The 20631-nt window shown below is 59.1% G+C and carries 21 protein-coding genes; 7 read left to right on the forward strand and 14 right to left on the reverse strand.

Translation table 11 applies throughout. From position 1 onward, the window contains the following. The first annotated feature begins 40 nt into the window (after nt 1-40). Entirely contained in the window at nt 41-1255 is a 1215-nt protein-coding gene (locus AC0L6S_RS18805; protein ID WP_473425650.1) for a CaiB/BaiF CoA transferase family protein, read from the forward strand. A 4-nt stretch (nt 1256-1259) separates the two neighbouring features. On the opposite strand, the gene AC0L6S_RS18810 is transcribed toward AC0L6S_RS18805, so the two are convergent. Continuing rightward, a complete protein-coding gene (locus tag AC0L6S_RS18810; RefSeq protein WP_473425651.1) occupies nt 1260-2177 on the reverse strand; it encodes a hydroxymethylglutaryl-CoA lyase in 918 nt (305 codons plus the stop codon). Between the two features lie 8 nt (nt 2178-2185). Continuing rightward, a complete protein-coding gene (locus tag AC0L6S_RS18815) occupies nt 2186-3085 on the reverse strand; it encodes a DUF4437 domain-containing protein (RefSeq protein ID WP_473425652.1) in 900 nt (299 codons plus the stop codon). Between the two features lie 124 nt (nt 3086-3209). Here AC0L6S_RS18815 and AC0L6S_RS18820 point away from each other — a divergent pair, with 124 nt between their 5' ends. From AC0L6S_RS18820 to leuD, 3 genes are all read left to right on the forward strand, one after another. Next, nucleotides 3210-4199, forward strand: coding sequence for a LysR family transcriptional regulator (locus tag AC0L6S_RS18820; protein ID WP_473425653.1), 990 nt, complete (start codon nt 3210-3212; stop codon nt 4197-4199). 85 nt (nt 4200-4284) lie between these two features. Next, nucleotides 4285-5718 carry a 3-isopropylmalate dehydratase large subunit gene (locus AC0L6S_RS18825; RefSeq protein WP_473425654.1) on the forward strand — a complete coding sequence of 478 codons (1434 nt, stop codon included), beginning with the start codon at nt 4285-4287 and terminating at the stop codon, nt 5716-5718. Beyond that, entirely contained in the window at nt 5718-6332 is a 615-nt protein-coding gene (leuD, locus tag AC0L6S_RS18830) for a 3-isopropylmalate dehydratase small subunit (RefSeq protein WP_473425655.1), read from the forward strand. The genes AC0L6S_RS18825 and leuD overlap by 1 nt, the downstream gene beginning before the upstream one ends. A 10-nt stretch (nt 6333-6342) precedes the next feature. Here the strand turns inward: leuD and AC0L6S_RS18835 are convergent, their stop codons facing one another. Then, a complete protein-coding gene (locus tag AC0L6S_RS18835; protein WP_473425656.1) occupies nt 6343-7536 on the reverse strand; it encodes a CaiB/BaiF CoA transferase family protein in 1194 nt (397 codons plus the stop codon). Nucleotides 7537-7651: 115 nt separating this feature from the next. Here AC0L6S_RS18835 and AC0L6S_RS18840 point away from each other — a divergent pair, with 115 nt between their 5' ends. After that, nucleotides 7652-8599: a hydroxymethylglutaryl-CoA lyase gene (locus AC0L6S_RS18840; protein ID WP_473425657.1), complete on the forward strand. Its 948-nt coding sequence runs from the start codon at nt 7652-7654 to the stop codon at nt 8597-8599. A gap of 55 nt (nt 8600-8654) precedes the next feature. Here the strand turns inward: AC0L6S_RS18840 and AC0L6S_RS18845 are convergent, their stop codons facing one another. Genes AC0L6S_RS18845 through AC0L6S_RS18875 form a run of 7 tightly spaced genes read right to left on the reverse strand, consistent with a single transcriptional unit; the run spans nt 8655 to nt 14858 of the window. After that, the gene (locus AC0L6S_RS18845) at nt 8655-9677 is read right to left on the reverse strand and encodes an alpha/beta hydrolase family protein (RefSeq protein ID WP_473425658.1); all 1023 of its coding nucleotides are present in this window, start codon (nt 9675-9677) and stop codon (nt 8655-8657) included. After that, nucleotides 9674-10624 carry an alpha/beta fold hydrolase gene (locus AC0L6S_RS18850; protein ID WP_473425659.1) on the reverse strand — a complete coding sequence of 317 codons (951 nt, stop codon included), beginning with the start codon at nt 10622-10624 and terminating at the stop codon, nt 9674-9676. Before AC0L6S_RS18850 ends, AC0L6S_RS18845 begins: the two co-directional genes overlap by 4 nt. After that, nucleotides 10624-11511: an isocitrate lyase/PEP mutase family protein gene (locus AC0L6S_RS18855; protein WP_473425660.1), complete on the reverse strand. Its 888-nt coding sequence runs from the start codon at nt 11509-11511 to the stop codon at nt 10624-10626. The genes AC0L6S_RS18850 and AC0L6S_RS18855 overlap by 1 nt, the downstream gene beginning before the upstream one ends. Continuing rightward, nucleotides 11504-12283 (reverse strand): GntR family transcriptional regulator, encoded by a 780-nt coding sequence (locus AC0L6S_RS18860; protein ID WP_473425661.1) that lies wholly within the window; start codon nt 12281-12283, stop codon nt 11504-11506. The genes AC0L6S_RS18855 and AC0L6S_RS18860 overlap by 8 nt, the downstream gene beginning before the upstream one ends. A 9-nt stretch (nt 12284-12292) precedes the next feature. Continuing rightward, a complete protein-coding gene (locus tag AC0L6S_RS18865; RefSeq protein WP_473425662.1) occupies nt 12293-13222 on the reverse strand; it encodes a polysaccharide deacetylase family protein in 930 nt (309 codons plus the stop codon). Next, nucleotides 13219-14160, reverse strand: a complete 942-nt coding sequence (locus AC0L6S_RS18870; RefSeq protein ID WP_473425663.1) for a polysaccharide deacetylase family protein — start codon at nt 14158-14160, stop codon at nt 13219-13221. Before AC0L6S_RS18870 ends, AC0L6S_RS18865 begins: the two co-directional genes overlap by 4 nt. Then, the gene (locus AC0L6S_RS18875) at nt 14160-14858 is read right to left on the reverse strand and encodes an isochorismatase family protein (RefSeq protein ID WP_473425664.1); all 699 of its coding nucleotides are present in this window, start codon (nt 14856-14858) and stop codon (nt 14160-14162) included. Before AC0L6S_RS18875 ends, AC0L6S_RS18870 begins: the two co-directional genes overlap by 1 nt. 93 nt (nt 14859-14951) lie before the next feature. On the opposite strand from AC0L6S_RS18875, the gene AC0L6S_RS18880 reads away from it, so the two are divergent. Then, nucleotides 14952-15587 carry a glutathione S-transferase family protein gene (locus tag AC0L6S_RS18880; protein ID WP_473425665.1) on the forward strand — a complete coding sequence of 212 codons (636 nt, stop codon included), beginning with the start codon at nt 14952-14954 and terminating at the stop codon, nt 15585-15587. 31 nt (nt 15588-15618) lie between these two features. On the opposite strand, the gene AC0L6S_RS18885 is transcribed toward AC0L6S_RS18880, so the two are convergent. The 3 genes from AC0L6S_RS18885 to AC0L6S_RS18895 form a co-directional block, all read right to left on the reverse strand. Then, entirely contained in the window at nt 15619-16302 is a 684-nt protein-coding gene (locus AC0L6S_RS18885) for a Crp/Fnr family transcriptional regulator (RefSeq protein ID WP_473425666.1), read from the reverse strand. 61 nt (nt 16303-16363) lie between these two features. After that, entirely contained in the window at nt 16364-17335 is a 972-nt protein-coding gene (locus AC0L6S_RS18890) for a hypothetical protein (protein WP_473425667.1), read from the reverse strand. Between the two features lie 71 nt (nt 17336-17406). After that, nucleotides 17407-18405 carry an alpha/beta hydrolase gene (locus AC0L6S_RS18895; protein ID WP_473425668.1) on the reverse strand — a complete coding sequence of 333 codons (999 nt, stop codon included), beginning with the start codon at nt 18403-18405 and terminating at the stop codon, nt 17407-17409. 173 nt (nt 18406-18578) lie between these two features. Between AC0L6S_RS18895 and AC0L6S_RS18900 the strand changes: the two genes are divergently transcribed. Continuing rightward, entirely contained in the window at nt 18579-19736 is a 1158-nt protein-coding gene (locus AC0L6S_RS18900) for an aromatic ring-hydroxylating dioxygenase subunit alpha (RefSeq protein WP_473425669.1), read from the forward strand. A 50-nt stretch (nt 19737-19786) separates the two neighbouring features. Here AC0L6S_RS18900 and AC0L6S_RS18905 read toward each other — a convergent pair whose 3' ends face one another. Further along, on the reverse strand, nt 19787-20608 hold the full coding sequence (locus AC0L6S_RS18905) for a hypothetical protein (protein WP_473425670.1): 822 nt from the start codon (nt 20606-20608) through the stop codon (nt 19787-19789). Nucleotides 20609-20631: the final 23 nt, after the last annotated feature.

The raw sequence follows: 20631 nt of genomic DNA on the forward strand, positions 1-20631 counted from the left end.
ACACTACCTTGTCGGGCGTCCAGTTTTCGGAGGAATACACATGAGTAACTTGCCACGGCCGTTAGAAGGTTTGCGAGTGGTGGAGCTGGGTCAGCTTCTGGCGGGGCCGTTCACCGGTACGCTGTTATCCTACTTTGGTGCCGAAGTGATCAAGGTCGAGCCACCTGGCGGCGACCCGATTCGTAAGTGGCGAGTTGTGCGCGGTGACACGTCGCTGTGGTATTACAGCCTGGGTCGCAACAAGAAAAGTGTCACTATGGATCTCCGGTCCGAAAAGGGTCGCGACCTGGCGCGGCAGTTGCTCGATACGGCTGATGTGGTGGTGGAGAATTTTCGTCCGGGTCTGATGGAGAGCTGGGGGCTGGGCCCCGAGGACATGAAGAAAACCAATCCGGGCCTGATCTACACGCGCATTTCCGGCTACGGTCAAACGGGGCCCTATGCCAACAAGCCGGGTTATGCCTCGGTCACAGAGGGTTTTGGCGGGTTTCGCTATATCAACGGTGAGCCCGGCCAACCGCCGGTGCGCCCCAATATCAGTATGGGCGATACGCTGGCGGCCATTCACGCGGCGCTGGGTATTGTGCTGGCGATTGTGCAGCGCGCGCGGCCCCAGGCGCAGGGTGGCGGAGTCGGCCAGGTTGTCGATGTCGCGCTGTACGAGTCGGTGTTCAGTCTGATGGAAGGTATGGTTCCCGAGTTCGATGGCGCGGGCGTGGTTCGCGAGCCCTCCGGTACGACGGTTACGGGTATCGTTCCGACCAATACTTACGCCTGCAGTGACGGCAAGCATGTCATCATTGGCGGCAATGGCGATTCTATCTTCAAGCGTCTTATGGTGGCGGCCGGCCATCCGCAGATGGCGGAGAACCCGGAGATGGCTGACAACGAAGGGCGGGTAAGGCATGAGCCCGAAATCGATAAAGCCCTGGCCGATTGGTGTGCGGCCAACACCTCGGCTTATATCATCGAGACGCTAGAAGAGGCGCGGGTACCCGTTGGCCCGATCTACAGTGTTGAGGATATGCTCGGCGATGAGCACTATCAGGCGCGCGGTATGTTCGAGTCAGTGGAGATCGATGGCGAGCCGTTGAAAATACCGGCCATATTGCCGAAGTTGTCCAGCACGCCGGGGCGCACGGATTTCCCCGGTCAGCCTGTGGGCAGTCACAATGAGGAAGTCCTGAAAGGGATTCTCGGTCTCGGGGATGAAGAGATCGCGGCACTGGCCGGTGAGGGTGTGATCACCGGCTAGTGGGTCAGGCCAGGGATCGGCCCTTTTCCAGTTGCAGGCGGCGCCAGCGGTCTGCGCGTCCGCCGGTGCAGGTGCCGGTGAGTTCGCCAGCCAACTCGCCAGCGGCCATTAATTTCGGCAGGTCTATGCCGGTTTCATAACCCATCTGGTGCAGCATCATCACCAGGTCTTCTGTGGCGACATTGCCGGTGGCACCCGGTGCAAAAGGGCAGCCGCCTAAACCGCCAACCGAGGCGTCGAAGTGACGGATGCCTGTCTGTAATGCGGCGAAGGCATTGGCTACGCCCATGGCGCGTGTGTCGTGGAAGTGGCAGGCGAGTTTGTCGGCGCCGTGTTCCGCTACCAGATCTGACATCAGCTCTGAGACAGCCAGCGGGTTGGCCGCGCCGATCGTGTCGGCGATCAGCAACTGGCTGGCACCCATGTCGAGGAACTGCCGCGCCATCTGTTTAACCTGTGCCGGGTCGGTTTTCCCCTCAAACGGACATTCCCAGGCGACGGCAATGCAGGCGATAACCTCAGTGCTTTCTTCGTTGGCGCGTTTGATCACGTCCCCGGCCGCCGCCATGGAATCGGCGATCGATGAGCGAATGTTCTTCTGATTCATGGTTTCGGTGGCGCAGACAAAGACTTCCAGTACCCGGGCACCGGCGTCACGGGCCAGTTCGTAATACTTCCTGGTCGGCACCAGAGCCGAGTACCTGATGGTGTCCTGTGCCGGGAGCTGTTTGAATATGTCGCCGGTACCGGCCATTGCCGGGACAGCCTTCTCTGACACGAAGCTACCTACCTCAATGGCTGAGACGCCGGCGTCGACCAGCGCCCCAATCAGTTGTAGGCGCTGCGCCGGGGTTAGGACGGTGGCCTGATTCTGCAGGCCATCCCGCGGGCCGACATCGTTAACATATACCTTGTTGTCCATACTGTCCCTTACATGTAATCCGGCCGTTTCATCGGGCCCACCGATTTCGAGCGCACCGGTAATACAAACTCGGGTGGCTCGGTATTGGGATATCCATCGCCCCAGTTTACCGGATCTCCCTTGAGTTCCACGCTGGCGTTATCTGTGTACCAGTCAACCAGTTGTCCATCGCAGCGCAGCAGCCAGACTGTACCATCCTCGCCAGCGGAGAAATCGCCGTGCCGGACGCCCTTGGGTCTGAAGAAATACTGCCCTTTAACCATCTCGCCAAAGTTGTAATCAAAGGTGCCGTCGAGGCAGTAGGCTTCCTCAAAGCAGGGGTGGTGCGCAAGAGGGTGCTCGCGCCAGCCCGGCTTGGCCTTGATCAGGCGTGTATAGAAACCGGTTTCGACATCGTGGTACAGCATCTTGATGAACAGCCCCGGTACCGGTGTGCCGCCGCGCTCGAAATCCATCGGGCTGCCGTGCTCGGGGTCGGTCACATCATACCAGTCCTGGCCACCGGCGCTGCACACGGTGAGCTCGTCAAAATCCCTGGCTTCGGGGCCGTTGCTATCGGCCGGGCTGAAAGTCCAGTCACCGTATTCCCGGAACAGCAGGATGATGGTGCCAGCTTTGACGTTAATCGCGGGGGTGAGTATGCCCTTGGGAGCACACCAGTAGTCGTTGGCAGTCAGGGACGTGTCGCCAAGCTGGACCTCGCCTTCGATGATGTACCACTCGGTAAAGGCAGCGTGTAGTCCTGCGGGCCGGGACCAGTCCGTCACAAATTCAACGCGCAGCGATGCTGAGCCATCCTCTTCATCGTAGCTCAGGTTTTGTTGCCTGGCATCACCGGTGGCATGGCTGAATTCGGCAACGTGCCAGATCAGGTCTTTTTCGTCGACCAGTTCTACGTGGGGTCTCATGGCGTGGGCTCCTCAATTGTCGGATTGAACATTAACTCTCCACATCCTACAAAAACCAAACCATAAATAAAAATTGAATTTATGATATATATAAATAGATTAATATCTATACATTGAGGTGGCTATGAGTCGTGTAAAAGAAACGCCTGAAGCGCTAGATGCCCGGCGGCTGGCGCAGCTTGGAACCCTGCGCCAGCTGGAGATATTCCTGAAGGTGGCGGAGGTGGGGGGCATCGCGCAGGCTGCGCAGCAGTTGCATCTCTCCCAACCCAGTGTCTCTATTCAGGTACGCAAGCTGACTGAGGCGGTGGGACTACCCCTGTATGAGGTAATCGGGCGACAGCTTTCCCTGACAGAGGCGGGACGTCGTGTGCAGGCGGCGGGGCGAGAGTTGGTCGAACTGCTGGATCGGCTGGACGCCAGTCTGGGCGACCTACGGGGGGTAACTGCAGGTCGCCTGCGTCTGGCGGTGGACTCCAGTGCCAAGTACTTCCTGCCGCAGTTGCTGGGGCCGTTCCTGCAACGCTATCCCGGCATTGAGCTCAACTTTGTGGAGGGCAAGCGCAGTGAGCTACTGGAGCGTATCAAGGATAACCGGGACGATCTGTATATCTTCAATCACGTTCCCGGGCGCCTCGATATCACCCACTACCCCTTTTTACCGAACCCGCTAGTCGTGGTAGCGCGAAAAGATCACCCGCTGGCGCTGCGCAAGCGGCTTACGTGGGAGGATCTGGCAGGCGAGCGTATCATTCTGCGCGATGTCGGTTCCGGTTCACGCCTGGCGGTGGATGAGCACCTGGTCAGCAACGGGTTGGTGGTAGAGCGGCCGCTGGTAATGGCCAGTTCCGAAGCAATTAAACTGTCGGTGATGTCGAATATGGGTGTCGGCATCCTGTCCGCCTATGCACTGGTGTATGCCGATGCGGATGGCCTTGTTCAGCTGCCGGTCAGCGGCTTCCCTGTCACCACGCAGTGGCATGTTATCCATCTAAGGCAGAAACAGTTGTCGCCGGTGGCGGAGAGCTTTTTGCAGTTCATGCTGGAGGAGGGTAGACAGCATCTGCCGATGAAACGGATTGAAGCCAGACTGCGACAGGCGCAGGGCGATTAAGCTATAATGCTATGTGAATATAACATTTAGTCTGTCAGGTCCGGCAGACGGTACGCGTGTAACGAAGGAGCGGCGACAAGAAGTTATGGCACTAAGCCTGTTTGAAAAACTGTGGCGAGAACATCTGGTGGAGCACTCGCCTGACGGGGACGACCTGATATACATCGACCGAATTTTCCTGCATGAGCGCACTGGCTCAATCGCTTTGTCCAGCTTGCAGGCGGATGGCCGCAAGGTGTTCTGTCCCGAACACGTCTTCTGCGTGATGGACCACATTGTCGACACTTACCCCGATCGTACCGATGACACCACCATGCCCAGTGGCCGCGATTTTATCGTCGCCACGCGCGAGGGCGCGCGGGATGCCGGCCTTACCCTGTTTGATCTCGATGATCCGCGCCAGGGTATTGTGCACGTGGTGTCTCCGGAACAGGGTATCGCGCAGCCAGGATTGACTCTGGTATGCCCGGACAGCCACACCTGCACCCAGGGAGCGCTGGGTGCGCTGGCCTGGGGTATTGGCTCCAGTGAGGCGGAACACGCGCTGGTCACCAAAACCTTGCGGGTAAAGCGCCCCGGTACCATGCGGGTGCGATTCGAGGGTGAGCTCGCGCGCGGTGTCAGCGCGAAGGACATGATCCTGTACCTTATCGGTCGTTACGGGGCGGGCGGCGGAGCCGGTTACGCGGTAGAGTTTGCTGGCTCTGCCGTGGAGGCTCTGGATATCGAAGGGCGTATGACCCTGTGCAATATGGCCGTGGAGTTTTCCGCTTTTACCGGGCTCGTGGCACCGGACAGCAAAACGATTCAGTACCTCAGGGGCCGCCCCTACGCCCCGACCGGCGAGCAGTGGGATATGGCTGAGTCCCACTGGCGCGAGCTTGCCAGCGACCCGGATGCGATCTTCGATAGGGAGTTAGTGATAGATTGCGAGATACTGGAGCCGCAGGTTACCTGGGGCACGAGCCCGCAGCACACCATCGCCATCAGCGGCAGCGTTCCCGCGGCGCGCGATGCCGACAATGCAGACGATAAAAGCACCGCGTCCCGACAGGAACTGGAGCGGGCACTCGAGTACATTGGTCTGGAAGAAGGCGCATTACTCCAGGGTAATACGATCGACTGCGCGTTCATCGGCTCCTGCACCAACGCGCGAATCTCTGATCTTCGTCTGGCTGCATCAATACTGCGTGGAAGAAAAGTAAAAGAGGGGGTGCGGGCGATTTGTGTTCCGGGCTCAATGACGGTGAAAGCTCAGGCCGAGGCAGAGGGCCTGCACCGTATTTTCACAGATGCCGGGTTTGAATGGCGCGCTTCAGGTTGCTCGATGTGTTTCTACGCCGGCGGTGAGCACTTCGGTGAACGCGAGCGGGTGATCAGCACAACCAACCGCAACTTTGAATCGCGGCAGGGTCCGCAGACACGCACTCATCTGGCGAGCCCGGCCACGGTCGCGGCGTCGGCCATCGCCGGTGCTATCGCTGACCCGCGCGCTTACCTGCCCGAGGAGTACCGTTAGTGGAAAAGTTTGAACAGCACCAGGGCGTGGTAGCGCCGCTACTGCGCGCCAATGTCGATACCGATGCGATAATCCCGTCGCGCGAAATGAAGCGTGTGTCCAAATTGGGTCTGGGTGATGGGCTGTTTGCCGGTTGGCGCTACCGCGAGATTGGCGGGCGCGATGAGAACCCTGAGTTTGTCCTCAATCAGCCGGAGTATAGCGACGCCAGTATCCTGTTATCCGGCCCGAACTTCGGCTGTGGCTCGTCGCGCGAGCACGCCGTGTGGGCGCTGAAAGAGTATGGAATTCGCGCTGTGATCGCGCCGGGCTTCGGCGCGATCTTTGCGAACAACTGCATTCGCAACGGCCTGCTGCCACTGGCGCTGGCTGAGGAAGAGATCGCCGCGATAGCCACCTGGGGGGCCAAAGCGCCGCAGAGCAACAAGCCGCTAATAGATCTGCCCGGGCAGACGGTCGCAGCCGATGGAACTCACTACGCCTTTGATATTGAGGCCGGCGCCAAGCGTATGCTGGTGGAGGGCCTCGATGCGATTGCGCTGACGCAGACGCACTGGGACGTGATTGAGCAGTTTCACGAGCAGCGCAAGAATCAATACCCCTGGGTCTACTGAAGCGGTTGCTTCACTCGGGGGTGATGATGCCCGCTGTCAGTAATTCCTCCACGCGCGCGCCGTCGATACCCAGCCGCTGCAGGTAGTCAATCCCGCCCTGTCCCGGCTTCGGCAACTGCCGGTACACACGGGTCTTTTCGCCGTCGAATTCCACCGGCAGTGCGGGAAGCCTGATACTTTCGCCGTTGCTGAGTTCGATATCCAGCAAGCCACCGGCCTGCATATGTGGGTCGTCGACCAGATCGATGGGCTTGTTAATCGGTGCGAAAGGGAGGCCAGCACGGTCGAGGCGGGTGCTCAGTTCGTCCATGTCCAGTGTGTCAAAAAGCGCCTGAATTGTCGGTATTATCGTGGCTCGACGCTGCACGCGCGCGTTGTTCGTGGCCAGCGATTCATCCGCCGCCCACTCGTCAAAACCGAACTCCTCGCAAAAGCGTTGCCACAGGCTGTCGCTGACCACGCCCACGAATAGACGATTGCCTTCTTTGCAGGTGAATATGTCGTACACCGACCACGCACTGCGCCTCACGCTCATCGGCGGTGGTTCATCACCCAATACGCCCTGTTGCGCAATGTGTTGTCCCACCATGAACGCCGTTGTTTCGAACAGGGAGCTGGTAACGTGACGCCCGGTGCCTGTGCGGTGGCGCTCCTGCAGCGCCGACAGAATGCCGATAACCCCGAACATGCCGCCAGTAATGTCGATCACTGAGCTGCCGGCGCGCATGGGTTTGTCGGGCAGGCCGGTCATGTAGGCAAGGCCACCCATCATCTGGGCGACCTCGTCCAGTGCGGTGCGGTGTTCGTAGGGGCCGCTGAGAAAACCCTTGAGTGAACAGTAGATCAGCCCGGGGTTATTGCCTTTTAGCGTCTCGTAGCCGAGGCCGAGTTTGTCCATCGCGCCGGGGCGAAAGTTCTCCACCATAATATCGCTGCGGCTGACGATATCCTGCGCCAGCGCCAATCCCTCACTGGATTTCAGGTCGAGACACAGGCTGGACTTGTTGCGGTTGTACATCGCAAAATAGCCGCCCCCGGAACCCTGCAGGCGCCGGGTGTTGTCGCCTTTGGGCGGCTCTACCTTGATCACATCCGCACCCAGATCCGCGAGGATCAAGCCCACCGTGGGGCCCATAACCATGTGGGTGAATTCAACAACTTTGATGCCGTCCAGTGGTCGGACCTGTCCTGCTGTTTCTGCCATAGTGCCTCCGGATTTCATAGAGCGGGCTTAAATGATAGTATGTTATAACATTATATCTTATTGCCTGCCCGGGCGTCTGCAACGCCTCAATATCCATTTACGGGAGTGACAAGCAGTGTCTTCAATCGACATCGAAATTAGCGAAGTGGGGCCGCGAGATGGCCTGCAAAGCATCGATACCATCATGCCGACCGCGGAAAAGAAGCGCTGGATTACTGCGCTCGCTGCAGCGGGTATCCCCGAGGTTGAGGTGGGCTCTTTTGTGCCTGCCAAGGTATTGCCGCAACTGGCGGATACGGCAGAGCTGGTACAACACGCGCGGCAGATCGAAGGCCTTGCCGTGGCGGTGCTGGTGCCCAACCTGCGCGGTGCCGAGAATGCCCTGGCCGTTCGACCCCACAAGATGACGGTACCGTTGTCGGTCAGCGAGACTCACAGCCTGAAGAACCTGAAGCGCACCCACGCACAGGTGCTGGAGGAAGTGCGGGCCATTCGAGCGGCCATCGATGAGCTGCCGGCGGTTGAGCGGCCGAAACTGGAGGGCTCGCTGTCCACTGCCTTCGGTTGCACACTGGAGGGCGAGGTGCCGCTGGCCAAGGTGCTGGAGATGGCGGAAAAGCTGGCCGAGGCCGGCTGTGATGAGGTGGGCTTGTCTGATACCACCGGCTTCGCGAGCCCGTTGCAGGTGCGCGAGTATACGCGCCGTATTCACGAGCTGCTCGGGCCCGATATGCTCAGTGGCATCCATTTGCACAACACGCGTGGGCAGGGGTTGGCCAATGTTATGGCGGCACTTGATGCCGGTCTGACCACGGTTGATGCCTCCATGGGAGGTATCGGTGGCTGTCCGTTCGCGCCCGGTGCCAGCGGTAATATCGTCACTGAGGACCTGGTGTTTCTACTCGAAAGTATGGGGCTGAAGACGGGGGTGAACTTTAAACGTCTGATGGCTGCGCGCAGGGTGCTGGCGGACGCGCTGCCGCAGGTGGAACTGTATGGTTTCACACCCGAGGCGGGATTGCCCAAGGGCTTTCACCCGGCGACGGATCAGTCCGGGGGCTGATGCTGTCCGCTGGCGCGGATAGCGGGGAATCAGGCAGTCAACCCGGCGCCACGGGTTAGCGGCGCTCGAGTCGGGCGAATTCACCCGTTGTTTCGGTCATTGTGTCGCTGGTCAGCAGCGCCTGTGCATCAGCGTTGTTTTTCAGGTAGTTATCGAGGAAGGCGGTGGTCGCAATGTGCACCATGGTCAGTGCGTCCTCCTGTGGTGGCTGCTCCCGATCGGTCCTGCAGATCAGGTTTCCCAGATAGTGGTCCGCGCCTTCCACCACCAGCGCATACTTGTCGCCGGGCTTCGCACTCTCAAACGACATCAGATGCTCGCGCCAGTCGGGCCAGAAGGTTGGCTCGCTGTCCCAGGTGCCGGTTGTCATCAGTGTCGGGGTTGTGAGCTCGCGCCAGCTGTCTGCGGTGATTTCGTCGAACATGGGGCCGGGTGGCGAAAGCGCTACAATGGCACTCACCCTGTTATCAAGAGCACTGTGGTACTGGCCGCTGTCGGGGTCCAGTGCAGCGGCTCCACCGAACTGTTGCGCGCTGAACGCGCCGAAGGAGTGGCCCGCGAGGGCGATACGTTCGGGATCGATCTTTGCGTTGAGCCCCGGTACCGCCTCTTCGAGTTGGGGTAGATCGTTCAGCAGCCGTGTCAGGTCGTCTATACGGGCCTGAATCAATCCGAGATTGCCGTAGCGCAGACTATTGAAAATCCCCCTCGCCATGCCGCAGCAATCGAGGTGATCGGGCGCGATCACGACATAGCCGTGTGATACCCAGTGCTCGATCAGGCGATCATAGCTGTGGCGGTCTGACCAGTTGCCGTGGGAGAAAAGGATGAGCGGGAAGGGGCCGCTGGCATCCGGATAATAGACATTCAATGGCAGTGCGCGTTGCTCTCCCTTTTCCGGCAACTCGACGTTTTCAATGGCCGTGACCCGATAGGGTCCCGTCTCCGCAGCGTAAAGCGCTGCTACCGCGGCCGGATCGGCCTGCAGCGGGGTCGCCGCTGGCAGCTCAACCTCTTTGGTGCAGGCGCTCAGCAGTGTCAACACGGCCACTAGCGGTACTGCCAGGCGGTACATCATGGCAGTTGCTCCAGAAACTCGATGGTATCGGCTGCAGATTGCTGTGGCTCTTCCAGTGGTATCACGTGGCCTACACCGGGGTAGATCACGGTGGTGATAGAAACCGCATTGGTCAATTGCTCCCGGTACAGGTCGGCGTGGGCAGCAGGCAGCTGCGGGTTGTTTTCTCCCCACAGTATCAGGGTCGGCGCGCTGATGAGTTGTAATTCCGCGCTGATGTCTGAGGGGTGCCAACTGCTCATGCGTTCAAATTCCGCCCAGCGGTTGCCTTCCCCGCGGTACATGCGGTGTGTCTCGTGGGCCAGTTCGTCAGTAATGGTGTCGGGGTCTGCGACAGCCGAGGCGAGAAACGGCTTGAACACGCGTTCCGGCAGCAGGTAAAACAGGTAGCCGAACCAATCGGGCATGCCCTTTTCCATATACGGGTTGGCTGGCCTTGGCATACCGGGCGTATTGATCAGCACAAGCGCACTGACCCGGTCGCGGTGGGTGGCGGCGAAGCGTCGCGCGATAGCGCCGCCCGTGGAGGAGCCCACCAGAGCCGTCGTTTCGATGCCGAGGTGATCCAGTAGTCCTGTGAGTAGTTCGACGCCGCGATCGTAGGAGTAGTCCCCGGAGGGGTCTGGGCCGGTGAGTCCGTGGCTGGTCAGATCGTAGCGGATGACCGTGAAGTGTTTTGACAGCTGTTCCGTCCACGCCTGCCACTGGCGCATGGTGTAGAAATGGGAGTGGATCAGTACCACGGGTGGCCCCTCGCCGCTGACCCGGTAGGCCAGATTGACGCCGTCGACCTCAAGTCGTTGCAGACCGTCACCGCCGTACTCCCGCTCCAGTTGGGCCATCGGTATGTCGCGGTTGCTGAACCACAAATAGGCGATTCCCAGTACGACCAGCAGGACAATCGCCAGCAGTCCTCGTGCAATCCAGCGCAGCGCAATCCGTATCATCAGTCGCCCTTGTAGCGTTCGGCACCCGCGAGTAACTCCGCTGCGCCCAACAGTTGATTAATACGCGAGATATCCAGCATATCGCTGTGTTGGGCAACTGTGCTGCCGTCGTTGGCGATGGTTTGCAGTAGCCCCTGCATCGCGGGAATGGCGCGGTGTAGCAGTGCAACGGGAAACAGGGCGATGCGAAAGCCGGCCGCCTCAACCTCCGCCGCTGTGGAGATGGGGCTGTTGCCGCCCTCCAGCAGGTTGTACACCAGTGGGGTGCGGTGGCCGAAGTGCTCGCCGATACGCCTGATCTGTTCTATGTCCCCCGGCGCTTCAATAAACAGCGCATCGGCGCCCGCTTCCAGATAGCGTTCGCCGCGCGACATCGCATCGTCGAAGCCATTGACGGCCAGGGCATCGGTACGGGCAATCACCAGCGTGTCCCCGTACTCGCGCGCGTCCACTACGGCGCGTATTTTTCCTACCATCTCGCCGCTGGAAATGACGCTTTTACCGGCCATATGTCCGCAGCGCTTGGGAAAGGTCTGGTCTTCCATCTGCACAGCGGATGCACCGGCCCGTTCGAACTCGCGCACGGTGCGCTGGGCATTCAGCGCGTTGCCAAAGCCGGTATCCATATCCACGATAAGTGGAATGCTGGTGCGCTCGCGCATCGCGGCCACGGTTGCCGCCACTTCACTGGACGTCACCAGCCCGATGTCCGGCCTGCCGTAGCGTGCAAAAGAGATCCCCGCGCCGGAAACGAAGCCGCAGTCAAACCCCGCCTGCTCAACGAGCAGTGCTGTCAGTGCATCGTACACGCCCGGCGCCTTGACTGCGGTGGACTCTGTGAGGCGCTGCCGCAGTCGGCTGCGGTGTGTATCGCGTGAGTCAGGCATCGAGCGTCAGATCCATCTGGTACTGAAATCTGTCGGGGTGGTAGAACACCTGCAGGTAGTCGGCCAGTTGTTCCTGCCCCCGCACCGTTTTGAAAGAGTGGCGGACCAGACTCAGCAGAGGCGCGCCAACGTCGGTATCGAGTGCCTCGGCGAGTTCTGGTGTGGCGGCGGTGGCGCTGATGGTCTGCGTGACATGGGTGATTTTAAGACCCTGTTTGCGGAAGATGGCCAGCCGCGGTGATTTCTGGAAATCCTTTTTGCTCACCGTTTTTTTCAGCCCATTGGTCCAGCTTATGTAGTATCCGAAGGGCTGCCCCTCGCGGTAGCGCACACGCTCCAGTTGCAGCACCTTGGCGCTGCTGTCGAGGCCGAGCGCCTCGCGGATGGCGGCGGGCGGGAGTTGCATACGGCATTTTAGCACTTTGACATCAGAGTGACGCGCCATGCTCTCGATTTCCTCCAGCATGCCGATCAGCGGTGCCTGTACCGGTTTCGGGGAGTACTCGTAGGTGACGTGTGTGCCCTTGCCGCGACGTCGCTCTACCAGCTCCTCGGCCGCGAGCTCATCCATCGCGCGCTTGGCGGTAATGCGTGAGACATTGAACGTCTCCGCTAATTGCTGCTCTGTGGGCATCTGCGAACCGTTGTCGATGGAGCCGTCCAGAATCGCGCCTTTGAGCAGGCTGTAGAGTTTGTAGTAGAGCGGTGTCGGCGTATCCCGTTCCAGCGTGTGTAGCTGAGTGTTCTTGAACAGATTGGATATCGCGTTCATTAGAGCTCCTCAATCCTGCTGTGATTTCCAGCGTTGATAAATATCCCCAGCGTGGGCTGACCAGACGCCGTCAAGCGCGCTCAGATAGGCCAAAGCCTTCTCCAGTGTGCCAATCCGGTGTGGCTGGCCCATGAGCCAGGGGTGAATACTGAGCGCCAGTATACGCGCGCTGCCCCCGCTGTTCGCCTCTGCGAGCAGAAAATCCGCCGCGTCGCAGACCTGCTCCAGCCACGACTGCTCTGAATGAAAGTTGTTCATCAGTATGAACCGGTCTTCCAGCTCATTGGACAGGGGCATCGCGACCAGCGGCCCGTTGTCCGTGCGAAACTCAAAGGGCATGTCATCGTTCACCCAATCGCAGAAATATTCCACATCATTGGCCGCCAGCAGTTCCGGTGTCTGCTCGCTTTCGTTGCGTGCCGGACTGAGCCAGCCGCGTACGGACTGGCCGCTGAGTTCGCGCAGGCGCGTGACAGAGCGCTCTACCAGCTCGCTTTCTTGAGCCGGGTCCATGCCGCCGTAGTGCAGGCTGTCCATATTCCAGCCGTGGCACAGGATTTCGTCGCCGCGTGTGGCAATTTTGTCGAGCAGGTAAGGGGCGCGCTCAGCCAGTTCCGTATTGAAGGCGAAGCTGGCACGGATGTTGTGCGCATCAAAAGCTTTCAGCAGACGGTAGATCCCCACCCGGTTGCCGTAGTCACGCAATGAGTAATGCCTGAAATCCGGGTAGGGCATGGTCATGCCGCCGGGTACCGCAAAGGGCTCGCCTTTCTGGTTCAGTGGGAAAAACTGCAGGCCGACGTTGATCCACAGGGCCAGTTTTTTCCCGCCCGGCCAACTGACCGGCTTGCGCTCTGACAGCAGACTCCAGTCATAGCGCGCGTGGTCCATGCCGTAGTGGCGCTCGGGGTATTCGAGGTGTTCTTTATCCAGTGTCATGCCCGAGCCCCTCGTGTTGCGATGTCCTGCAGGCTCTCGTCGTAGTAATTGTCGATAAAGTACTGGGCGATTTCGCGTCCGGTGGTCACCCACACATCCGGGTGCCCGGTGATGTACTCAAGCGCCTCTTCGAATGCCTTCAACCGGTGGGGGCAGCTCACCTGGTAGTTGTGCGTGGGAATGCACATGACGGTACCGGATTGCTCCCCCTCTGCGTAAAGGCGATCGAAATTGTCTTTCAGCATCTGTCCATAGCGCCGTGGCTCCACCCGGTTGACCACATAGGCGATGGTGTCGTTCATTTCCAGTGAGTAGGGAATAGACACGAAGCGCTTGTCGCTGCGCAGCCTGATGGGGGTGGGCTGGTCGTCGTGAAACAGATCGCAGGTGTAGAAACCGCCGGCGTCGCCGAACAGTTCCGTGCCGACCTCGGCGAACAGATCCATCGTCAGTTCCGAATGTGACAGCGCCGGTGCCAGATAGCCCGCGCACTGCTGGCCGGTGTGTTTGTGAATGCTCTCCATCGCATCGCGAATCATATCGCGTTCCTGCGCCTCGGACATACCGTAGGTGTAGCGCGTGTTGTAGATACCGTGGCTGAAAAACTCCCAGTCGCGTTCGGCACACATCGCGATGAGCTCCGGATGGTGGTCGCACAGTGCAGTGGACAGCGACACAGAGCCGCGCACCCCATAGCGCTCCAGCACGTCCATTTGCCTGATGTGACCCACGCGGTTGCCGTAATCGCGGATGCTGTAACCCTGGGTTGCTGGATAGGGTTGCGGCCAGGCCTTGCGATGGGGATTGGTCGGCGGATTCAGCTCGTAAAACTCGATATTCGGTGCTACCCAGAACGCGATTCGGGCGCCGCCCGGCCATTCGATCCGGGGGCGCCCCTCGTAGGGCCAGTAGTCATAGAATCCGGGGTCCGCTTTCATTATTTTCCATCCACCTGTGTGCCAGCCTGTTCACTCTTTTGGTTGCTCAGCCAGTCGAGTACCTCGTCCACCTCCACCACATCGGCGTATTTCAGCGACAGATCGGTGAGGTTGGCGAAATGGTAGCTCTCGTGCTTGTCTGCCACGCACTGCTCGGGAACGATTGTGCGGTAGCCCCGCGACAGGCTGTCTACGGCGGTGGCGCGAATGCATCCCGACGTGGAGCCACCGGTCAGGATCACGGTGTCGACCTTGTGCCAGACCAACAGCGACTGCAGCTGTGTCTCGAAAAAAGCAGAGGGCATTTTTTTCAGGTAGATGACATCGCGATCCGGCTGGATGTCGAGCCGGTCGTCAAACTCGGAGCGCTCGGAGTCGAACTTGATATTCTGCAGGGAGTCCGGGGTGTCGGTGCGCGTGCCCCAGATGCCGGCATCTTCACCGGAATCCATATAGGCGACATGTGTCCACACGACCGGCCAGTTGAGGGCGCGAAAATGGCTGGCGAGCTCATTGACATAATCCAGCTGCTTCGGGTCTGTCTCATAGGCTGTGGCAAACAGATCGGTGCGGGTATAGGCTTTCTGCGGGTCGATGTTGACCAGCACCGCTTTACTGCCGAATCCGAAGCGCTTGCGCGCCGGATTATTCTTTATTTCCTGATAGATTTCGCGTGCGGTTTTGTTGCTGGTTTCCATTCACTGTTCTCCTGCTGTGTATCCTTGAAAAGATATAATATTATGTCTTTAAGGTATATAGTCGAAACGCTGTAACATCAATCGGAGGTTACCTTGAAGCTGTTCAATCTCGATCATTCGCCCTACGCTACACGTGTGCGTATACAGATAAAACACGGTCAGCTGCCAGTATCGGTGGAACCTCCGCCAGCGCAGCTGCGTACGCCGGAATTTATGTCCCGGTTTCCGTACGGGAAAATCCCGATACTGCAACTGGACGACGGCTCCCACCTCGCTGATTCCTGGGTCATTATGGAATATCTCGAAAGCTGTTTTCCACAGAGCGGCTTGCTGCCAGCTGATGCACTGGAACGAGCGAAAATGCAGACACTGGCCCGCTGTGCCGATACCTGTCTCGGGCCCGGCGGGGTGTTTCCGATGTTTGCAGCAGTCGCCAAGCGCGAGAACGCGGACACCCTGGTCGAAAACATGGACGCCGAACTGCGGCGCCTCAACGGTGTGCTCGCAGCACAGGGTGATGTGGCTGCGCGTTCGTTACACCTTGGCGATGTGGCGCTGGCGCCGCACCTGTCCTACCTGTTATTACTGGCACCGCTGTTTGGCGCGCAGGATGCGCTGGGCGGGCACAGTGCAGTATCCGCCTGGTGGGAGTGGGTAAATGCGGATGCGGCGGTGTCCGAAGAACTGGCTGCGATGCAAAAGGCGGCAGCGGCTTTTTTCAAAAACTGAGGTTTGCTTTATATCGAGAGCTGGAGGGGCCTCAGTCCGCCAGTGCCAGCTCCTCTATTTTTTCCATGTCGCGAATTTCAATAGTGTGTGCAGAGTACACGTCGATCAGGCCCTCGCGTTTCAGCTTGGAAAATGCCCGACTGACCGTTTCAATCGTCAGCCCCAGATAGTCGGCGATATCCTGTCGCGTCATTATCAGCTCAATTGAGTGACAGCGCTCTGAGGGCAGCCTGTCTGACAGCTGCTTCAGCAAAAAACATACCCGTTCGTGGGCTTTTTTCTGGCCCAGTGCAAATACCTGGTCCAGCGTGTGTGCGAGGATGTTGCCGCTTATGCGCTGGACGTTTTCCTTGAGTTGTGGCACCTCATCCTGCAATTTCCCGAACGCTTTCAGCGGTATCTCACAGACCGTGGATTTCGTCAGTGCCGATACGGTGAAGTCGTAGTGTTCATTGTGGGTAATGCCGATGTAGTTGCCCGGATGCATAAACGCCATGACCTGCCGCCGCCCGGTGGAGGAAGAGCGCTCCATCATCAGCATGCCCGATTCCAGCACGTATACGGATTTTGCGGGTGTGTGCTGCAGAAAAAGGTACTCGCTCGGCGTCAGCGTGCGCTGCCCGGTGAGGTTTTGCAGGGTGGCTACCGCTGCGGCGTCGAGGCCGTTGTAAATGGTCAGTAGCGGTTGCCGTATTTGTAGGGGTTGTGTTGCCAAAGTCTTTACCAGCAGGTTGGGCTACCTGCATGGTAAAGATTTCAGGGGATGCTGACCAGCTTTAGTCGACGTAACTGGCCGCGAGTACGTTTTCGCCAGGTTCGAAGCGGAGCACGCCGAACGTGGTGTACTCCTCCTTGGAGGAGCGAATGAACTGCCAGGCGCAGACCATGGTGTAGTCGGTATCCACTATCGTCTCGCGGGACCACAGCTTGTGCGCTTTGCCGTATTCATGGCGGGTGCTGTACAGGTAGCGGCCATAGGACTTACCGTTGCCGTACAAATCGGGGCCGTGGAACTGGTGGCTGCCGCCATTGCGGGTGCGCATCGCCGTCCACTTGGCATTGATCACGCCCTCCAGCTCGATGGTCTGTTCTGAGTGAAGAAGGTTTATCGGGCGGTGGTGAATGGTCACTTTGTTGTGGCCGACCAGTTCCTGGTTGGCATCGTAAACCTCGAATTCGCCGCGGAATACGCCGGCGTGTTTAACCGGCAGATTAAACGGCATGCGGCCCAGGCGCTTCTCGCTTTCAATCCAGTCGTCGACACGTTTCTGCGTGTCGGGGTTGGTCTCGTGATCCTGGGTGACGATATACAGGCCGTTGAAAACACCCACCAGGGTGTCGGCTTCAAACAGTTGCGAGGAGTAGACCTGCATGCCCAGTTCGGGCACCACGTGATTGACCGTGCGCAGATCCACATTCCAGCCCGGAGAGTAGTAGCGTGAGTCAACCAATAGTCCGAACGGACGGCCTGAGCCGATAAAATCGGGCCCGGTGTAGATGCGATCCTGATCGGAGTCTATGACACCAAATTCCATCCGTGAGCCGATCTCGAATCGATCCATCAGCGGGCCTATGGCATCAAACCTTGTATCCATCCAGTAGGTGGTGCGGCCGTCCTTGAATTCGCTGGCGCGGCTGACCTTGTTGGTGCCCACATGGGTGCCGTCGTGTTCGAACAGCGAGGGGCAGCCGTGCCACTCACCTTCGATTGCCTGCTGCCAGTTACTGGGTTTTTTGTCGTCGGACATCGGGGCTTCCTTCTACAGTCAATTATCAGTATCGCGTCGTATGGTGGCGACACGGCGGTGGATACGCTTTGCTAATTATCAATTCCCGGGCGCAGTTCGCCCCTTGCGATCAGTGGGTGTCCGCTGCGGAGTACTTGTTGCAACCGGCCCCGCGCGGCAGCGTCAGCGCGGGCATAGCCGTTGATGAAGTCGCTAACCAGAGACAGCAACAGCTCGCGTATGTCGCCGTCGGGTTGCGTGGTCGCCATATCAATGAATGGCCTGCCGGTACTTTCGTCGGCGGGATAGGCCATGGAAAAATGATTGGCGCCCTCGATCAGGGCGAGGGCGCAATCGGCGCGATTGTTTGCCATCGCCTCATCGAATGTGCGCTCCACACGCTCGGTGGGGGATGCCTGCTCATCCCCGTAGCGCCCCGCGCTGCCTGCAATGCAGCCGTCCCGGGTGCCGCCCATCAGCAGTGTGGGGAGCTCTGTGGGCGTGCCGAAGAAGCTGTCCTGAGGATAGCCCATGGCCGCGGCTGCCGCGGTGTGGGCGCCGTAACTGAAGGCGGCGCAGACACCGGGGAACCAATCTGGCCTGGCGTTGAGCAGGGTCACGGTACCGCCGGCGGAGTGGCCGCCGAGTACCACGCGTTTAAGGTCGAGGCAGCCTGCCAGTACGCCGCTGGTGTTCATCTGTGCGAGGTCCTCGAGGATAGGCCCGATGGCGGTTGCGCTGGGTGATTTCGCGTAGTTGTCCGGCAGCAGTGCCGGTATCGCAAGCCCCGGGGTAAGGCTGATATACCCCGGCATCTCTTCTGCCACCAGCGTGAAGGTTACGACAGCCACACCCTGTTCGGCGAGTCCTTTGGCGAGCCACACATAGCTTTCCGGCCCCACGTTAATACCGGGCAGCAGAATCACAACGGGAAAAGGCGCGCTCTCATTTGCCGCAGGAATAACCCCGGTGTTGCGCTCTTCCTCGGTATCACCGTAGCGGGCGGGGTAGAACACCTTGAGCGATGCGCGATCGTATGGCGGCTCTGCGCCAGCAATGGCGATCGCCCGGTAAACAGCCCTGATAGTCATTCCCGAATAGTTTTCCAGTTGGTTGGTCGTGCTTGTGGGTTGGCATCATGCTGCCACGGCGAAGCGCAAAAAAATTGATAAAAATCAGTTTGGTCTTTCCTTCATAGGAGAATAATAAAATATCGTAAGCGTGTCTTGAAACTTTGCGTTCGTAAACTGACTGGGGAAGACTGTTGCTGATTAATCTGTGGTATGTGGCCGAGTGGTCCGACAAAGTGGGCGTTGACCCTGTGCGGGTCAAAATGCTCGGTCAACAGCTGGTACTGTTCCGTGACGAGGCCGGCAAGGTCCATTGTCTGGCGGATACCTGCCTGCATCGCGGTGGCTCTCTCAGCAAGGGCTGGGTGACGCAGGGCAATGTCACCTGCCCTTACCACGGCTGGCAGTACAACGGTGAAGGGCGCTGCGTAGTAATACCTTCGGAGATGGACGAGGGGACGAAAATTCCCGACAAGGCCCGGGTCGACAGTTACCCCACCGAAGAGCGCTACGGCATGATCTGGGTGTTTATGGGTGATCTGCCGGAAGAGGAGCGCTATCCCATTCCGCCGTTCCCCGAGTACGGCGATCCGGACTGGCGCGACGTGCGCTCCGAGTGGGTGTGGCAGGCCGATTCTGCCAGGGTGCTGGAAAATGGCATCGACATCGCCCACGCCTCCTGGGTACACCCGATGTTTGGGCACAATCACACTGCGCAGCGCAACAAGATCATCAAGCTGGATCGCCACGATGGCTGGGCGACATCGACCAATGAGATGTACCCGCCAGCGCTTAAAGGCGGTCTGCGCCGTTTTATCCGTAAGGATCAGGCCAAGACCTATGTGCACCCGACCTTCTATATGGCCGGCAATACCATTCGGATGCATATTGAGGCCAACGCCAAAATGCACATCATTATGTTCGACGCCAATACGCCGGTCGATGAACACACCACCAAGACGTTTGCGATACAGGTGCGCAACTTCTTCCGCTCCAAATTGTTCGACAAGGGCTCTTTGAAACGTCTGGAAAAAGTGTTGCGTGAAGACACAGCCATCGTTGAGGAGACGAGGCCGTTCTACCTGGCTGAGAACCTCCATGGCGAGGTATCTGTCAAATCAGATCGCTTCATGAGCACCTACCGCAAAATGCGCCGTGACCTGATTGAGCAACGCGGTTGGCAGATCGACACGGATGCAGTGGAGCAATACCGCGGTAAGCGGCTGTTTGCGATCCCTTCGGTTTCGCGGCAGAAATCCCGTGACGAGAGTGTTGATCTGCTGCTGGAGGAGATACCGCTGAAGCCAGCCGTGCGCCCGCTGGACGTTGCTCCTGAAGTGGAAGCAAGCTGAGCGCGCCGCTCCCTGTAGCGAGGGGGCGGTGTGCGGGGTCGCTGTGGAACCTAGGTGCCGTCGGGTCGCGGTAGAGTGCGGGTGCCACCCCACAGTGTTGCGACCATGGCCTGTGCATTGTCCTTGCCGAACAGTCGGTCGCCGAGGCTGTTGGCCGGGTCGCGCTCACAGATAGTGCGGCGGATATGCTCATCGCGCGCGGCGATGGCAGGGCGGTCCTCTACCGGGGTTGCCTCGGCTTCATCCACCCATTTGAGCCAGCGGTCGAGGCGGCTCATCGCGATATCCTTGACCTTTTCAAGTACGTCATCCGTTGAGGATGCGGTATAGCACACCGCCGTAGGTGTCAGGGCGATGCGGGTGTAGAGATCGCGGCTGATGAAGGGGTTGAAGCGCTCGTCTGCCTGCAGCTCCAGAAACTCCTCATTGACCTCGGTGTGATAGCGATCTGCATATTCCGGGTTGGCGACCAGGTCTACCCTTGGCAGGTAGTCCATGTACATGAACAGATCCGGTACGGTGCCCAGGGCGAAGCCGAAGTGTGGTACCAGCGATTGCGGCCCCAGACTCACGGTGATGTGCATATTGGTGAAAGTGGATTCGGGTGAGCCAATGTAGGAGTGTACATACCAGTCAACTTCCGGGCCGGCGTAGGTCTTGAGGGAGCCCTCGGAGCTCTGCTCGGCCACACTGATGTCGCGGTAATCTGCGAAGCGCTCGCTGCAGGGATCCAGGGTCAGGTCAAAGCGCGCCTGTATCTTGGCGTCCATTTCCGCGAGGATCGCCCACAGCTTGTTGAAGACTTCGCGATTATCGACGTCCGGCGTCTGCTCAACCAGATCGATGATGGGAGTGAGAATACGTTCGCTCATTGTTATTACCTTGCTGGGTGGCT

The organism is Halioglobus sp. D3-4 (genome assembly GCF_055809315.1).

Excerpts from the sequence above, each read along its gene's own strand:
- AC0L6S_RS18905 (WP_473425670.1), bottom strand. The coding sequence starts at position 20,608 with ATGAGCGAACGTATTCTCACTCCCATCATCGATCTGGTTGAGCAGACG.
- AC0L6S_RS18890 (WP_473425667.1), bottom strand. The coding sequence starts at position 17,335 with ATGTCCGACGACAAAAAACCCAGTAACTGGCAGCAGGCAATCGAAGGT.
- AC0L6S_RS18835 (WP_473425656.1), bottom strand. The coding sequence starts at position 7,536 with ATGGCAGAAACAGCAGGACAGGTCCGACCACTGGACGGCATCAAAGTT.
- AC0L6S_RS18805 (WP_473425650.1), top strand. The coding sequence starts at position 41 with ATGAGTAACTTGCCACGGCCGTTAGAAGGTTTGCGAGTGGTGGAGCTG.
- AC0L6S_RS18815 (WP_473425652.1), bottom strand. The coding sequence starts at position 3,085 with ATGAGACCCCACGTAGAACTGGTCGACGAAAAAGACCTGATCTGGCAC.
- AC0L6S_RS18865 (WP_473425662.1), bottom strand. The coding sequence starts at position 13,222 with ATGACACTGGATAAAGAACACCTCGAATACCCCGAGCGCCACTACGGC.
- AC0L6S_RS18850 (WP_473425659.1), bottom strand. The coding sequence starts at position 10,624 with ATGATACGGATTGCGCTGCGCTGGATTGCACGAGGACTGCTGGCGATT.
- AC0L6S_RS18870 (WP_473425663.1), bottom strand. The coding sequence starts at position 14,160 with ATGAAAGCGGACCCCGGATTCTATGACTACTGGCCCTACGAGGGGCGC.
- AC0L6S_RS18825 (WP_473425654.1), top strand. The coding sequence starts at position 4,285 with ATGGCACTAAGCCTGTTTGAAAAACTGTGGCGAGAACATCTGGTGGAG.
- AC0L6S_RS18810 (WP_473425651.1), bottom strand. The coding sequence starts at position 2,177 with ATGGACAACAAGGTATATGTTAACGATGTCGGCCCGCGGGATGGCCTG.
- AC0L6S_RS18895 (WP_473425668.1), bottom strand. The coding sequence starts at position 18,405 with ATGACTATCAGGGCTGTTTACCGGGCGATCGCCATTGCTGGCGCAGAG.
- AC0L6S_RS18845 (WP_473425658.1), bottom strand. The coding sequence starts at position 9,677 with ATGATGTACCGCCTGGCAGTACCGCTAGTGGCCGTGTTGACACTGCTG.
- AC0L6S_RS18820 (WP_473425653.1), top strand. The coding sequence starts at position 3,210 with ATGAGTCGTGTAAAAGAAACGCCTGAAGCGCTAGATGCCCGGCGGCTG.
- AC0L6S_RS18875 (WP_473425664.1), bottom strand. The coding sequence starts at position 14,858 with ATGGAAACCAGCAACAAAACCGCACGCGAAATCTATCAGGAAATAAAG.
- AC0L6S_RS18860 (WP_473425661.1), bottom strand. The coding sequence starts at position 12,283 with ATGAACGCGATATCCAATCTGTTCAAGAACACTCAGCTACACACGCTG.
- AC0L6S_RS18855 (WP_473425660.1), bottom strand. The coding sequence starts at position 11,511 with ATGCCTGACTCACGCGATACACACCGCAGCCGACTGCGGCAGCGCCTC.